This is a genomic window from Rhodococcus sp. NPDC077669 (genome assembly GCF_040686915.1).
Lineage (GTDB): Bacteria > Actinomycetota > Actinomycetes > Mycobacteriales > Mycobacteriaceae > Rhodococcoides > Rhodococcoides fascians.
On the sequence record NZ_JBFBMD010000007.1, the window covers coordinates 65,301 to 80,373 of the forward strand.

Sequence of the window (15,073 nt, forward strand, 5' to 3'; positions counted from 1 at the left end):
GTGCGCACGCCTCCCGCTGCGGACGCTCGGAGGCACCGAATCGAAGACCCGACGGGTCCGGCGGTACGGATCGTCCGGCATGTCGCGCTCGAACGGCTGGCGCAGACCCACCAGTTCTGCGTACCGTGGAGGCGTGCGCGATCAACTGCCTCCCGGTCTACCCCCGGATCCGTTCGCCGGAGACCCCGCCGACCCGTCGGCCGCCCTCGATGCAATCGAGCCCGGCCAGCCTCTCGATCCCCAAGAACGGCTGGCCGTAGAAGAAGACTTGGCGGACCTCGCTGTCTACGAGGCACTCCTCGGCCACCGCGGTATCCGTGGACTCGTCGTGTGCTGCGAGGACTGCCAGCAGGACCACTACCACGACTGGGACATGCTGCGTGCGAATCTGCTGCAGCTGCTCGTCGACGGCACCGTGCGCCCGCACGAGCCGGCCTACGACCCGGTGCCCGACGCGTACGTCACGTGGGATTACTGCCGTGGTTTCGCCGATGCATCCATGAACGACGCTCTGCACGGAGACGGTTTCGAGAGCTGAGACCCCAGACAAACGAAGAAGCCCGACACGATCATCGTGTCGGGCTTCTTCGTTGTTCACGGTCTGCGTCGTCGAACAGGGCCTGTCGCTCAGCTTCCGCCGGACGGAACCGACATGCGGTCGCCGTTCTCGGGCGAACTGCCACTGGCAGTGGCCGTCGGCTGATTCGGGTTGTCGAGCACCGTCGGTGTGACGTCGGTGGTCGTCGGACTCGGACTCGTGGTGACGGGCGGGCTGACCGGTGTCGTCGTTTCCGGATTCGGCGTGCTCGGAACCGCGGTGGATTCCGGTGCAACCGTCTCCACCGGAGCCGTCGGAACCAGAGTTGCTTGGCTGGGCACCGACAACGGGGCTGCCGGGGCCACACCCATCGGAGGTACCACGGGCGGCACCGTCATGGCCTGCAACTCCTGCAGCAAACGGGCCAGCCACTGGTCGAGTTCGGCTCGCTGAGCATCGTCGATGACCGCAGAACTGCGGTTCGATGCACCGTCGAGAAGAGCGCGGGCAGCGTCGGCATCGCCGGACGACAGAAGGTTCTCCGCCTCCTGCAGCTTCGACGTCGTATCTATCTGCGCGACAGTCGAATCGGCCTGCTCGGAGAACACGACCGACTTGACGCTCCACAGCGGATCCTCGGGCGTCGAGTTGTACGAGATGACCACCAGACCGCCCATCACGACCGCGATCGCGGCGGCGGCACCGGCGAGAGGACGCAACAGTCGCATCCGGCCCCCGCGGTTCGCAGCGCTGGATCGCGCCATGTCGGCAGCCATCTTCTCGCGCTCGACGGCCGCGACAACGGTGTCGAGAGAAGGACCGGCCGGCATGGACGGTGTGATCACGTCCGCTCGCCAATTGGCGAGCAGGAGCGCGAGTTGGTAATCGTCCGCATCATCGGTTGCGATCGGTCCGTCACCACTGATCGCGTCGATGAAGGCATCGTCACGACGAACGGCGACGAGGTCCACGGGACCACCGTCTGCGCCGATGTCGGCATAGGGATCGTTCTGCTTCGGTCCAGTGGGTGTCACGTGCTCTCCGATACGCGAGATTCCGCGACGCGGGGTCTCACCGGTGCCACCGTGACCATTGTCCCTAGCCATACATTTCACCTGCTCTCACAACTTCGTTCTTCAGTTTTGCGATAGCTCGGTGCTGAGCCACGCGGATAGCGCCTGCAGTGCTGCCGACCGCAGCTGCCGTCTCCTCGGCCGACAATCCGACGATGAGTCGGAGCACCAGAATCTCGCGGTGCTTGGCGGGCAAGGTGTCCAGTAGTGCAGTCATCTGACGACTCGACTCGGATTCCAGAGCTCGCTGCTCCGGACCGTGTTCTGTCGACACGACATCTGGTACTTCGGCGGCCGGGTCCGATTTGTTACGCGACGCACTGCGATGAGCATCTGCGACCTTGTGCGCCGCGATGCCGTACACGAATGCCATGAACGGACGACCTTGATCCTGGTAACGCGGCAAGGCGGTCATGACTGCCAAACAGACCTCCTGCGCCACGTCGTCGGCCGAAAGCTGACCACGCTCAGCCGAACCGACTCGAGCCCGGCAATACCGGACGACGAGTGGTCGGATGAATTCCAAGACCCGGGACAGAGCCAGTCGATCGCCTTGCGCTGCGGCAACGACGAAAGAGTCCAACTCCTCACCCGCACTGTTCATCGTCGACAAATTTCCCCGCGTTACAGGTACGCACCCGCCTGGGAGCGCTTCCACGTGGTGGTGGAACGAACCAAGGATAGCGATACCGACGGCCCACAATCGAACCGCTCGGTCCGTGTGCGGCTACGGTCCAGGTCAACCGACCGCGGATCCACCCAGTCGTTCGAGTGCGGCTCCCAGGTCGCGCGCCGGAACCATGTTCGGATCCGCTCCCCCGGTTCCTTCGCACAGCATCGTCGCGGCCCAGCGCAGGGGCAGTAAACCGTGCATCGCCGCAGCGCAGGCCACGTCGACGGCTCCTGCACGTGCGCGCTCGGTCGCACCGGCGCAGCTCAGGGCAGCGGCCATCACCAGATCGGTTTTGATGCGATGCCGTAACGAATCGGTGTCGTCGGCAAGTGCGCGAGCAGACTCGGCGTGTCGGAGCGCTCCCGAGCCGTCCCCACGCATCATTGCCAGCTCGGCTGCCACCCAGTGCGCGCGCAGCGCCGGACGCCACAGATCCGACCCGCCACGCACCGAGAGCAGCTCTGCGTTGCGCGCCAGGAACGCATCCGCGAACCCGAATCGGCCGGTCCCCAGTGCATCCGCCGCCAGTCCGACCAGCGCATCACTGCGCGCCTCCACCGCGTCCGTCGTTCGCGCCTCGCCGGTGAGCCCGATCAGGAACACCGCCCTCCCGTCGAACCCGCGGGCGAGCCGGTGCCGACCGACCTGGCGTAGCCATGACGCCCTGGTCGACTCGTACAGGGACTCGAGCGCCTGCGACGTCGGCCGGAACCGCCGGAGCTCGACCCGGGCAGCGTTGTACCGACCCTGGCCGGCCAGTGCGACGCCGCGGCACCAACTCTGCCGCGCATCGGTAGCCGCCGGTAGGTCGGTTCGACCGGGGTCTGCTCCGAACGCCGCCTTTTTCAGCGAGAGCCCGATGCAATCGGGCTCTCCGGTGACGCGCGAGGACTTCGAAACACTGTGCACGACGTCAGGGTATGGCCACGGACGGACTGCAGGCACGCGAGTCGGCCGACCGAGAACGACGGACACGCAACGCACGAATGCGAATGTCGCGCCGGACGGCTGTCGCATTCACGACGACCTTTCAGGACGCCGCTGCAGTTTTCACAGAATTAACAATGTGAATAGGTGTTGTTTCGGAAACAGTTGTCTGAACGCTGTGTGGCGAATGGGTTAAACGGCGGGTCGTTTATCGGAGTCGGAGAAGAATGCGTCGGGCACATTCGACACCGCCGATCGGAATCGTTCGGCAACAACGACCGACTCCTCGCTCGATCCGCTCGGCCGCTCGTGCAGCGACGCCGAACCCGGCCCGCCACCGCTCGACGCTCTGCGACAACACCTTCGAGCTGCAGGTCTTCGAGAAACGCGCGGTGAAATTCGGAGCGGCACCGGCTCGCGCCGACACGTCACCGTCGATCCTGCGCCGCGTCGTGCCATGAGCATCGTCTCCCGACTCGGCCGATTTCTCAACCGGAGGCGCACACATGAGAGCGGCTCGAAGTAAATATCGAGCGTGTTAATTCTTCGCCCTCCCGCTATGCATTTGCCCACGATCGAGCTCTATTGACTCGATTTCGTCGACCCACATAACGTTGTCGCTGTTCGGATCACGAATCCGTCGAAGCCACACCACCCTAGGAGTTTCCATGCCGCAGCCGAATCACCTCCCTGGGCCGAACGCCGATATTTGGGATTGGCAGATGCACGGCTTGTGCCGTGGCGTCGACTCGTCCATGTTCTTCCACCCCGACGGCGAGCGGGGTCGGGCGCGAGCACAGCGAGAGATGCGCGCCAAAGAGATGTGCCGCAGCTGTCCGGTACTCGCTCAGTGCCGCACCCACGCACTCAACGTCAGCGAGCCGTACGGCATCTGGGGAGGGATGTCCGAGACGGAGCGCGAATTGCACGCCCGGCACAACCGCCGTCGCATCGCGGTCTGAGCACACGACATTCACAGCTGCACACACGACGAAACCCCCAACCCGTTCGGGTTGGGGGTTTCGTCGTACTACCCGAAAATCAGTGAGCGTGTCCGTGGCCGGTTGCGGCCTCGGATTCTTCTTCGGGCTTCTCGACGATGGAGCTCTCCGTCGTCAGGATCATGCGCGCGACGGATGCGGCGTTGACCACGGCAGATCGGGTCACCTTCACCGGATCCACCACACCGTCGGCAAGCAGGTCGCCGTACGTCAGGGTCGCAGCGTTGAAACCGTGGCCCTTCGGCAACTCGGCCACCTTGCTGACGACGACGGAACCGTCGATGCCGGCGTTGGTGGCGATCCAGAACAGCGGTGCGTTCAGTGCAGTGCGCACCACTGCGACGCCGGTGGCTTCGTCACCGGTGAGGCCGAGATCGTCGGCCAGCGACAACGCGGCCTGAGTCAGAGCGGAGCCACCGCCGGGAACGATGCCTTCTTCCACTGCAGCCTTGGCCGCTGCAACTGCATCGTCGACGCGGAACTTGCGTTCCTTGAGCTCGGTCTCGGTTGCGGCACCGACCTTGATGACGGCGATGCCGCCGGAGAGCTTCGCGAGCCGCTCTTCGAGCTTTTCACGATCCCACTCGGAGTCGGTGTTCTCGATCTCGCGACGAAGCTGGCCGACGCGGGCATCGATGTCGTCCTGCGAGCCGGCGCCGTCGACGATTGTCGTCTCGTCCTTGGTGACGACGACGCGACGCGCCCGGCCGAGCAGCTCGAGGCCGGCTTCCTTCAGGCTCAGGCCGACATCTGCAGTGATGACCTGGCCTGCGGTGACGACTGCGAGGTCGTCGAGGAACGCCTTGCGACGGTCGCCGAAGAACGGAGCCTTGACGGCAACGGCCTTGATCGTCTTGCGGATGGAGTTCACGACCAGAGTCGACAGAACCTCACCCTCGGTGTCCTCGGCGATGATCAGCAACGGCTTGCCGCTCTCGGCAACCTTCTCCAACAGCGGAAGGAAGTCGGGAAGCGAGGTGATCTTCTCGCGGTACAGCAGGACGTAGGCGTCCTCGAGCACAGCTTCCTGCGTGTCGACGTCGGTGACGAAGTACGGCGAGAGGTAGCCCTTGTCGAACTGGACGCCCTCGGTGACCGACAGCTCGGTGAGCAGAGTCGAGGACTCCTCGACGGTGACTACGCCGTCTGCACCGACGCGAGTGAGCGCCTCACCGACGAGTTCGCCGATCTCGGGGTCCCGCGAGGACACGGTCGCAACCTGAGCGATGGCCTGCTTGCCCTCGACCGGGGTGGCGGCGGCGAGCAGTGCCTCGGCAACCTTGTCCGCTGCCTTGGAGATGCCGGTGCCCAGCGCGATGGGGTTGGCTCCGGCGGCGATGTTCTTCAGTCCGCCGCGGACGAGAGCCTGTGCGAGAACGGTCGCCGTGGTGGTGCCGTCGCCTGCGACGTCGTTCGTCTTGGTGGCGACGCTCTTGACCAACTGGGCACCGAGGTTCTCGAACGGATCTTCCAGGTCGATTTCACGAGCGATCGACACACCGTCGTTGGTGACCGTGGGGCCACCGAAGGCCTTGGAGAGGACGACGTGGCGACCACGCGGTCCGAGAGTGACCTTGACTGCGTCGGCGAGCTTGTCGACGCCGCGCTCGAGAGAGCGGCGTGCTTCCTCGTTGAATTGGATTTGCTTTGCCATGTTTCGGTGTTACTCCTTCGAGTAAAGAAACTCGATCGAACGCACTCCGCCCCGGGACCGACACTGAAATCGGATTCCGGGGCGGGATGCGTTGTGGCCTACTTGGCGATGACTGCCAGCACGTCGCGTGCCGACAGAATCAGGTACTCCTCGCCGGCGTACTTGATCTCGGTGCCGCCGTACTTGCTGTAGATGACGGTGTCACCTTCTTTGACGTCGACCGGGATTCGGTTGCCCTTCTCGGTGACACGGCCTTCGCCAACGGCGACGACGGTGCCCTCCTGGGGCTTCTCCTTGGCTGTGTCGGGGATGACCAGACCGGAGGCGGTCGTCGTCTCGGCCTCGTTGGCCTGGACGAGGATCTTGTCCTCGAGCGGCTTGATTTTCACGCTCGCCACGTTGAGCCCTCCAAAGTTATGGGGTACGCGTCCGGGGTCGGATCCCCGGACAGCTGTGTGTAAGTACTTCTCGTGCGGTCCTGACAAACTCGGCACGAAACTCGGTCCCGTCGTCGCGGGTGCCGGGACTTCGCTCGGTGCCAACTAGCACTCTATACACGAGAGTGCCAGCACTCAAGGGCTGGGTTCGCCAGGCTTGCGTTCGGGCGACCGACTCGGCCGGATCGCACTTCCACCCGACCCGCACCGGTCGCCTCGGCACGCGACACGGGGATTTCCGCACTTTTTTTCTCGACGCCGCGACACTGCCGAAGGTGCAGGTGAGGCCGCACCCGAGCCTGCGAAGTAACCGACCGAGCAGATTATTACGGTCGCGCAACGGGATCGGTAACGTTACGATAACGGAGCTGTCCGAACGATAACGATCGACAGCCGTGCCACGACTCGACAGACAAGAGGCACTGCACCACATCGGCGGAACCGAACGGTTCCCACACACGGACAACGGGGCGGAGGTACACCATGCGGGTAGGAGTCGGTGTATCCACCGGATCCGAGGGCGTGTGCGCAGCCCTGGTCACCGTCGAATCCGACGGCAGCCATGCAGTCGAATACCGCACCGTCTCGGCGGATCGCCAGGCGAAGATCGATGTCGTTGATCTCGTGACGTCCGCGGTCGAGCTGATGGCGTCCCTCGTTCCAGGCGACCGGCAGCCCGATTCCATCGCAGTCACCTTCCGAACCGAAGAACACGCGGCGCGCATCCGCGCTGCACTCGCGCACACCACGCGAGACGTTCGGCTCGTTCCGGAAGCCGCCGCCGCGTCGGCACATTTGGCCACCACCGGTCTGGTCGACGGGTACGACACCATCGCCCTGGTGGACCTGGGAGCCAGTGGACTGTCGGTGACCGTGGCCCGCCGTACCGACGGTGTCGTTCTGTCCTACGGCCGATCCGAGGCCATCGGCGGCGTCGTTCTCGACGCACTGGTCAAGGACCTCGTTCAGAACATGACGCTCGACAATCTGCGAGACGACATTCGCGACGACCGCGGAATCGGATCGGCGCGGTACCGGGCGATCAAAGAACTGCTCTCACACGAGAACGAAGCACGCATCGAGCGATACAGCGGTGTACCGCTTACCGTGAGCCGCGCTGCATTCGAGACCGCTGCATCGCCCCTCTTCGACGAGGCAGCGCAGTTCGTGCGCAGCGTGTTCGACGAAAGCACCCACGAACCCGAGGCCATCGTGCTGATCGGCGGCGGTGCCCACATCCCGCTGCTGGCCACGTCTCTGACCGACACGTTCCATGCACGCATCGTTCGTCTCCCCGAGCCGGATGCCGTGCTGGCTGTGGGCGCGGCCGTCGTCGCCGCATCGGTGACCGACAACGATTACCCCCTGGTCTCGGCCGCACGCCGGACTGCGGGCCGGATGGGTCGCTACTCGGGTGCGATCGCGGCGGCCGTCGTCGCAGGCGGGCTGGTCCTCGCCTACGGGCTGCAGACGATGACCCCGGCAGACGACCCCAGCGTGTCCCCTGCCGGTAGCGCCACCGAACCCGTCGCAGCCGGGGACGCAGGACGACCCGCAGCCGAGGGCTACTCGCCGAGCGATACGCCGACTTCGACCCGTTACTCGGCTGACCCTATCGGCCCCGCAGCGACCACAGCCGATTCCTCGCGTCCGACGTCCCGACTCCCCGCGTCCTCCGCACCGACCACCACGCCGACGTTGCGACCTGCTCCCGACCTCCCGCGGATCGACTGGCCCATGGATCCGGCACCGGAGTCGTCGTCGCCCGACGCGGGCACCAGCGTCACCGTCGAGCCGTCGACGCCGGTCTCGCCCGAGCCCACGACGACGCCCGCGCCGACCACCAGCTCGCCTGTCGAGCCGACCCCGGCCCCGGGTGAGACCTCCGAACCCACCACGCCGTCCGGCCCGATCGAGCTCAGCCCAGGACCGACACCTCGACCCTCGGCAGGGTCGGTTCCGGAAAGCTCGGAAGTCCCGACCGGATCGATCACCGTTCCCACGACGGTCGTCCGTGGCTCGGATTCCACTCCGGAATTGACCGCTCCGCCGACGGTCTGGTCACCACCACCTGCTGTATCCGGTCAGAGCGTCGAGCCCCGGACGTCACCGGACACGGCAGCGCCGCGAACCTCCGAGCCCCCTCAGGACGCTCAGCCGGGAACCTGACTGGTCGCGACCGACAGGCCGGGGTCCGTCACCGCTGTCAGAGCCGACGGTGCCGCGCCCCCGGCAACCAGGTGAGCACCGAGGGCGGCAATCATGACACCGTTGTCGGTACACAGCCGCGGCTTCGGAATTCGCAGCGTCAAACCCTGTTGCGCGCACCGTGATTCGATCAACGAGCGAATCCGCGAGTTGGCCGTTGCACCTCCACCGAGAACGAGGGTGTCGACGTTCACGTCGGTCGCCGCGCGTACCGCCTTCATCGTCAACACATCCGCAACGGACTCCTGGAACGACGCCGCGATGTCGGCGACCGGAATCGGATCTCCGGCCCGCTGACGTGCCTCGACGAAGCGGGCGACGGCCGTCTTGACCCCCGAGAACGAGAAGTCGTAGCGAGCGTCCCGTGGGCCGGTCATTCCGCGGGGAAAAGCAATCGCAGTCGGATCGCCTTCGCGCGCCGCATCGTCGAGCGCCGGACCGCCCGGGTAGCCCAGACCGAGCAGGCGGGCCACCTTGTCGAACGCCTCACCGGCCGCGTCGTCGACAGTGGTACCCAGCTCCGCGATGGGCTTGGACAGATCGTCGACGTGCAACAGATGAGTATGTCCGCCGGAGACCAGAAGTGCCACGCACGACGGCATCGGACCGTGCTCGAGGGTGTCGACCGCGACGTGGCCGCCCAGATGATTGACGGCGTAGAAGGGGACGTCCCATGCCGCTGCGTAGGCCTTGGCAGCGGCAACTCCGACCAGTAAGGCGCCGGCCAGGCCTGGTCCGATGGTCACTGCGACCGCGTCGGGACGATCGATGTCGGCGGCGGCGAGAGCGCGGCGCATCGTCGGAACCATGGCCTCGAGGTGGGCCCTCGACGCCACCTCGGGTACCACTCCGCCGTACCGGGCGTGCTCGTCGACACTGGATGCCACCTCGTCGGCCAGCAACTCGCACACACCCGAGTCGCGCCAGCGGACGATGCCGACTCCTGTCTCGTCGCAGGAGCTTTCGATACCCATGACGATCATCGGGCAGCCTCCGTCTTCTCCGGCCGACGCATGGTGAACGCATCGGCTCCGCTGGGCTGGTAGTACTTCGCCCTGGTACCCACGATCTCGAAGCCCTCACGTCGGTACAACTCGATGGCCGGGTCGTTGTCTGTGCGCACCTCGAGAAACACCGGCCCACCGTGATCGTCGGCGACGCGCAGCAATTCGCTCAACAGTCGTCCGCCGATCCCCCGGCGATGGTGCGCGGGATCGACACCGATGGTGTGCACCTCGGCCTCACCGGCGACGAATGCGCCGCGGCTCGGTTGCCCCAGCAGAGAGATTCCCGCGTAACCGACGATCTCGCCGGCCTCCTTCGCCGTGACGTAATGATTGTGCGGCGCAGCCAGTTCCGCCACGAATGCGTCTGCCGACCACGGGTCGTCACCCTCGAAGAGCACCGTCTCGAGATACGCGCATCGTGCGCAGTCGTGCACCGTCATCGGTTCGATCGTCACCGTCATCGCGCGGCCTTCTCCGCAGCCCGTTCGGCGAGTGTCTTCGCGTCCGGGCGCCGCAGATAGAGCGGAACGAGCGGTCCCGGTACAGTCCCGCTGCCGATGTCGGTGGCAGCCACCCGGACCAGACCTGCCGGGGACGGGGCCTGCACGTCACGCACCGGCAACCCGAACAGTGCGGCATGCGACGCGGAACCGGCAACAGCGTCGACACCTCCGTGCTCCAGTTCCGCCGGAGCGATCACGTCGGGGCCCGCTACCCGAACCCCGGCTTCGTAACGTGCCCAATAGATTTCACGACGACGTGCGTCCGTGACCACCAACAGCGAACCGGATTCGTCGACGTCCGCCGCGATCGCGTCGAGACTGCAGACACCGTGGACCGGCAGTCCGAGCGCATCACCGAATGCGGCCGCGGTCGCCATCCCCACCCGCAGGCCGGTGTACGGACCGGGGCCCACTCCCACGACGACGGCCGCCAGATCGGTAGCCACGATGCCGGCCTCGGCCAGGCACTCGAGGATGTGGGGAGTCAGAACCTCGGCGTGCGATCGCGCGTCGACCTTGATGCGGGTGGCGACGGTGGTGACATCGGCCCCGTCGGCAGCGGAGTCGGACAACCGCACCACACCTGCGGTGACGGCAGGGGTCGAGGTGTCCACGGCAAGTACGAGCACGAGGATCAAGGCTACCCGCCCGGTGGCCGCACCCAGCACTCCCGTAGCCGCGGCACCACGAACCCGGGATACCCGCATCGCACGCTTCGTCGAGTGTCGTTACGGGCGCGCCGGGTTTCGGTGCTCACTCGGGTGGGCGGCCGAGCGCATCGCCATTCACCCGTCGAGCACTCACCCTTCGGACGTCCGATTCCGGATCGCGTGACAAGCGCACGGAGACATGCTGATCCGTCAGGGTCTCCACCACGCCCTCGCCCCACTCGACGACGACGACGGCGTGCTCGAGATCGGTATCGAGGTCCAACGCGTCCAGCTCGTCGAACGCGGACTGCCCCGTCATACCCAGACGGTAGGCGTCGACGTGCACGAGGGCGACAGGCGGTAAACCGTTGGGGCGCACGCCTGGTCGATGCTCGCGGGCGATGACGAACGTCGGTGAGGTGACGCGACCGTGCACCCCGAGACCCGCCGCGATCCCCTTGGTCATCGCGGTCTTCCCTGCACCGAGCGGACCGTCGAGTACGACGAGATCGCCGGCGACCAGAATGTCCGCGAGCCGAACACCGAACTCGGCCGTGTCCGTCGCCGTCGCCAGTTCGGCCTCGACGGGCAGGTCGAGCCGGGAGTTCGGTGGACTCTCGGAATCAGACAACGCCCCACCGCTTCTTCTTGGGCTCCGATGCTCGCGCCACCAGGCGAAGGATCGCACCGTTGACCTGTTCGGGGAACTCCAACTGCACCAGGTGCCCACCTTGACGCACCCGCACCATCTCCGATTTCGGCAGAGCGTCGGTGAGTGCCTCCGAACTTGCGAAGGGAATGATCCAGTCCTCGTCGCCGCACACCACCGACACCGGAATGTTCTCGAATTCCGCCAGAGCCGCCGACTCGTCGTGCAGTTCGAGGGTCTCGAGAAAATTCACGATGGTGACAACGGAGGTGTCGTCGATCATCGACTGCGAGAATGCCACCAGCCGAGGAGACACCCGCGTTCCGTACGAGGCCGCGCGCAGCACCGGTGAAATGATGGCGCGCACCGCTCCTCGCCCGAATTGCACCAGGCCGGGTGACGTGCGTACAGCCAGTCGAAAAGCATCGACTGCCGGATTCTGCAGGCTGCGGCCGACTCCCGTCTGTGCGAGGCCGGCAGCCGTAGTGGAGATCAGCACGGCACCGATCACTCGCTGCCGGACGACGGACGACCGCTGTCGCGCCATGGAGAGAATCGACATGCCGCCCATCGAGTGCCCGACCAGAACGATGCGTCCCTTGGGCACGACCGAACGGATGACCGCGTCGAGGTCGAGGCCGAGCTGACCGATGGTGCAACTGCTTGCACTGGGCACCCCGGAGCGGCCGTGACCGCGCTGGTCGTAGAACACCATGCGCACGCTCGAACCCCACTGCTGTTCGAGCGCACGTCGTTGGAAATGCCACGACGACATGCGCAGGCAGTATCCGTGCACGAACACGACGGTCAGTTGTGCATCCGCCGGCCCCACCTCACGGACCGCCAGCGGAACACCGTCGTCCGCCGTGACGATACTGCCTCGATCGGCGTCCATCAGGTCGAGATTCTCGGTCGCCAGCGGATCCTTGTTGGATCGAAACGCCGTCTCCCGCACCACTATCGCAAGACTCTCCAGCAATCCCAGCATGGCCTACTTCGTCGCCTCCCCTGAGCGCGTGCCGACGAAACGACGTCGAACACGTCCACGAACGCCGGTGACGACCTCGTAGCCGATGGTGTCGAGCGCATCCGCCCAATCCTGAGCGTGCGGCTCTCCGCTGTCCCCCGGCCCGAACAGTATCGCCTCGTCGCCGATGGCGACACCCGAGCTGTCGCCGCCGAGATCGACGACGAATTGGTCCATGCACACGCGCCCCACCGACGGGTAGCGACGACCGTCGATGGTCACCTCGAAACGACCGCTGAGTCGGCGTACGACCCCGTCGGCATAACCCAGCGCCACCAGTGCGACCACGGTGTCGGTCGGAGCTGTCCAGGTGTATCCGTACGACACCGATTCACCTCGGTTCACCTTCTTGATGTGGGCCACCTGCGCGGACAATGTCATGACCGGACGCAAGCCGAAATCTCCCATATCGGGCACCGGCGACAGGCCGTACAGCGCAATACCCGGACGCACCATGTCGAAACCGAGGTCCGGCCTGGTCAGCGTTGCCGCCGAGTTGGACAGGTGCACGACGGCCGGCGAGATACCGCGCCGGCCGGCGCGGGCAACAGCGTCGCGGAGCCGCTCTGCCTGGGCGTCGTTGGCCGGGTGATTCGGTTCGTCTGCACAGGCGAGATGCGAGAACATCCCCGTCAATCGCACGGACCCCTCGGCGACGGCGGACGCGGTGGCATCCAGGACGACGTCGAGGTCCGCCCGCGCAACGCCGTTGCGATTGAGGCCGGTATCGATCTTGAGCGAGAGGTCGGCAGTGAGACCGGTCCGCCTGGCTGCGGCGATGACCGAGTTCAGCTGGCCGGCCGTGGACACCCCGACTCCGATGTCCTCGGCGATCGCAGCACCGAAGTCCGAATCGGCACGGTGCAGCCACGCCAGCACCGGCACGGTGACTCCGGCTGCGCGCAGTTCCAGGGCCTCGCCGATCGTCGTGACCCCGAATTCGTGCACGCCGGCCGCGACGGCAGCGTGTGCCACGGGGGCTGCCCCATGGTTGTAGGCGTCGGATTTCAGGACGGCCATCACGGCGGCGTCGCCTGCGAATTCCTGCAGAACCCGGACATTGTGGGCCACGGCATCGAGATCGACGGTTGCCAGAGCACCCGAATCCGTCCGCGGATCGGTCTCCACGTCGCCGTTACCGATAGTCACAACATTCGATAGTGCCATCCCTGCCGCACACACCACGGATCAGGTGGCACAACTCATGGACACACCGGCAGATCGGCCGGCGAGCCCGGTGCAGCTCAGACAGCGACCGAGCGGACCGTCCGGATGGCTTCTCGCAGGCTGTTCGACAACGGTGTCGCCGAGATCGGGGCGGCGAATTCGCCATCGGCTCCGTGCGCGGCATGGGCTGCGGCCAGTGCGTGCACCTTGGCTCCGCACGCGGCCGCGGTCGACGGTGCCATTCCGGTTGCGAGTAGGGCACCGAGGACGCCGGACAGCACGTCCCCGGATCCGGCGGTGGACGCGGCGGATCCGCCCGCGTCACTGACGAACGCGGTGCCGTCCGAGTCGGCGACGACCGTCGCGCGGCCCTTCAGCAGCACGGTGACGCCCCACCGAGCGGCGAGGCCTCGTACGGCCGCTACGCGGTCGGGACCGGGTTCCGATCCGGTCAGGCGGGCGAACTCCCCGGCGTGCGGGGTCAACAGCGTCGGTGCAGTGCGATCGACGACCCACTGCTCGTTGTCCGCGAGGATCGTCAATGCATCGGCGTCGACGACCACCGGCAGATTCGATTCGAGAACTCGACGCACGATGTCCGCCGAGGAGTCGTCCGTGCCGAAGCCGGGGCCGACGACCCACGACTGCACCCTCCCCGCTGCATCCAGATCCGGTGCGACGACGACCTCCGGGTGGTGCGAGACCACTTCTGCGCCGGCACTTCCCACGTACCGAACCATCCCGGACGTGGCGGCGACGGCTGCGCCGACACACAGCAACGCAGCCCCGGGATACGTGGCACTGCCGGCCAACACGCCGACGACTCCCTGCGAGTACTTGTCGTCCGACGCGGTGGGAATCGGCCAGATTCGGCCTACGTCGGCCGGTTCGAAGGACTCGATCTCGGGCGACGGCAGGGTCAGCCCGATGTCGATCACGTCGATTCGGCCACAACGAGGTACGGCCAACACGTGCACCGGTTTGCGAGCGCCGAACGTGACGGTGACATCGGCGGTCACCGCCGGTCCCGACACCTCACCGGTTTCTGCATCGACGCCACTGGGGATGTCCACGGAGACGATGGGCGCGGTGATCCGGTCGACCATCCCGGCAGCGTGGGGACGTAGCGGACCCTTCCCTGATATCCCGACGATGGCGTCGATGACGAGGTCCGGATCGTCCGGCTCCGTGACGACCCGTCCCCCCGAGGCTCGCAGGGCCGCAAGACCTTCGGTGTGCACACGGTCCGGATCGAGCAGCAGCGCGGACACCGCGACGCCGCGCCTGCGCAGGAACGCACCTGACCACAGGCCGTCTCCGCCGTTGTCTCCCGATCCGACCAGTATCAGTACTCGTCGCCCCGCGACGCCGCCGGTTCGCGAGAAGAGCTCGCGCGCCACCACCGAGGCCAAGCCGTACGCAGCGCGGCGCATCAACGTGCCGTCGGGCAACGATTGCAGCAGCGGAGCCTCGGCGTTCCTGATCTGCTCGGGTGTGTAGTAGCCGCGCATGCCGAGGTCCTCCCGCTCGTGCCGTCGTGTGTGTCGAGCCCCGCCGGT

General features: G+C 66.2%; 15 protein-coding genes. 3 read left to right on the forward strand and 12 right to left on the reverse strand.

All coding sequences use genetic code 11. The features are described 5' to 3' along the window. Positions 1 to 133: 133 nt before the first annotated feature. The gene (locus tag AB0P23_RS11140) at positions 134 to 538 is read left to right on the forward strand and encodes a DUF5319 domain-containing protein (RefSeq protein WP_027496364.1); all 405 of its coding nucleotides are present in this window, start codon (positions 134 to 136) and stop codon (positions 536 to 538) included. Between the two features lie 89 nt (positions 539 to 627). Here AB0P23_RS11140 and AB0P23_RS11145 read toward each other — a convergent pair whose 3' ends face one another. The 3 genes from AB0P23_RS11145 to AB0P23_RS11155 all read right to left on the reverse strand — a co-directional run bounded on the left by AB0P23_RS11145 (position 628) and on the right by AB0P23_RS11155 (position 3,193). Further along, positions 628 to 1,644 (reverse strand): anti-sigma-D factor RsdA, encoded by a 1,017-nt coding sequence (locus AB0P23_RS11145; protein WP_045841989.1) that lies wholly within the window; start codon positions 1,642 to 1,644, stop codon positions 628 to 630. Further along, positions 1,637 to 2,215 carry a sigma-70 family RNA polymerase sigma factor gene (locus AB0P23_RS11150; RefSeq protein ID WP_027496363.1) on the reverse strand — a complete coding sequence of 193 codons (579 nt, stop codon included), beginning with the start codon at positions 2,213 to 2,215 and terminating at the stop codon, positions 1,637 to 1,639. The genes AB0P23_RS11145 and AB0P23_RS11150 overlap by 8 nt, the downstream gene beginning before the upstream one ends. A 135-nt stretch (positions 2,216 to 2,350) precedes the next feature. Then, positions 2,351 to 3,193: a hypothetical protein gene (locus AB0P23_RS11155; protein ID WP_080733357.1), complete on the reverse strand. Its 843-nt coding sequence runs from the start codon at positions 3,191 to 3,193 to the stop codon at positions 2,351 to 2,353. 686 nt (positions 3,194 to 3,879) lie between these two features. On the opposite strand from AB0P23_RS11155, the gene AB0P23_RS11160 reads away from it, so the two are divergent. Further along, a complete protein-coding gene (locus AB0P23_RS11160; RefSeq protein WP_027496361.1) occupies positions 3,880 to 4,173 on the forward strand; it encodes a WhiB family transcriptional regulator in 294 nt (97 codons plus the stop codon). A 79-nt stretch (positions 4,174 to 4,252) separates the two neighbouring features. Here AB0P23_RS11160 and groL read toward each other — a convergent pair whose 3' ends face one another. Then, positions 4,253 to 5,866: a chaperonin GroEL gene (groL, locus tag AB0P23_RS11165; RefSeq protein ID WP_027496360.1), complete on the reverse strand. Its 1,614-nt coding sequence runs from the start codon at positions 5,864 to 5,866 to the stop codon at positions 4,253 to 4,255. A 98-nt stretch (positions 5,867 to 5,964) separates the two neighbouring features. Continuing rightward, positions 5,965 to 6,264, reverse strand: a complete 300-nt coding sequence (gene groES / locus AB0P23_RS11170) for a co-chaperone GroES (RefSeq protein ID WP_008718149.1) — start codon at positions 6,262 to 6,264, stop codon at positions 5,965 to 5,967. Positions 6,265 to 6,786: 522 nt separating this feature from the next. Between groES and AB0P23_RS11175 the strand changes: the two genes are divergently transcribed. Then, entirely contained in the window at positions 6,787 to 8,472 is a 1,686-nt protein-coding gene (locus tag AB0P23_RS11175; RefSeq protein WP_363797605.1) for an Hsp70 family protein, read from the forward strand. Here the strand turns inward: AB0P23_RS11175 and tsaD are convergent. The 7 genes from tsaD to AB0P23_RS11210 form a co-directional block, all read right to left on the reverse strand. Next, positions 8,457 to 9,494 (reverse strand): tRNA (adenosine(37)-N6)-threonylcarbamoyltransferase complex transferase subunit TsaD, encoded by a 1,038-nt coding sequence (gene tsaD, locus AB0P23_RS11180; protein WP_283542213.1) that lies wholly within the window; start codon positions 9,492 to 9,494, stop codon positions 8,457 to 8,459. The two genes, AB0P23_RS11175 and tsaD, sit on opposite strands and share 16 nt — an antisense overlap. Further along, a complete protein-coding gene (gene rimI / locus AB0P23_RS11185) occupies positions 9,491 to 9,979 on the reverse strand; it encodes a ribosomal protein S18-alanine N-acetyltransferase (protein WP_027496358.1) in 489 nt (162 codons plus the stop codon). Before rimI ends, tsaD begins: the two co-directional genes overlap by 4 nt. Beyond that, positions 9,976 to 10,650, reverse strand: a complete 675-nt coding sequence (tsaB, locus tag AB0P23_RS11190; protein WP_206498600.1) for a tRNA (adenosine(37)-N6)-threonylcarbamoyltransferase complex dimerization subunit type 1 TsaB — start codon at positions 10,648 to 10,650, stop codon at positions 9,976 to 9,978. The genes rimI and tsaB overlap by 4 nt, the downstream gene beginning before the upstream one ends. 124 nt (positions 10,651 to 10,774) lie before the next feature. Next, positions 10,775 to 11,245 carry a tRNA (adenosine(37)-N6)-threonylcarbamoyltransferase complex ATPase subunit type 1 TsaE gene (tsaE, locus tag AB0P23_RS11195; protein WP_283348309.1) on the reverse strand — a complete coding sequence of 157 codons (471 nt, stop codon included), beginning with the start codon at positions 11,243 to 11,245 and terminating at the stop codon, positions 10,775 to 10,777. 49 nt (positions 11,246 to 11,294) lie between these two features. Then, complete coding sequence (locus tag AB0P23_RS11200) at positions 11,295 to 12,308, reverse strand: alpha/beta hydrolase (protein WP_027496355.1); 1,014 nt, start codon at positions 12,306 to 12,308, stop codon at positions 11,295 to 11,297. Between the two features lie 3 nt (positions 12,309 to 12,311). Beyond that, positions 12,312 to 13,496 carry an alanine racemase gene (gene alr, locus AB0P23_RS11205; RefSeq protein WP_363797607.1) on the reverse strand — a complete coding sequence of 395 codons (1,185 nt, stop codon included), beginning with the start codon at positions 13,494 to 13,496 and terminating at the stop codon, positions 12,312 to 12,314. A 95-nt stretch (positions 13,497 to 13,591) separates the two neighbouring features. Continuing rightward, entirely contained in the window at positions 13,592 to 15,025 is a 1,434-nt protein-coding gene (locus tag AB0P23_RS11210) for an NAD(P)H-hydrate dehydratase (protein ID WP_363797609.1), read from the reverse strand. Positions 15,026 to 15,073 lie beyond the last annotated feature (48 nt).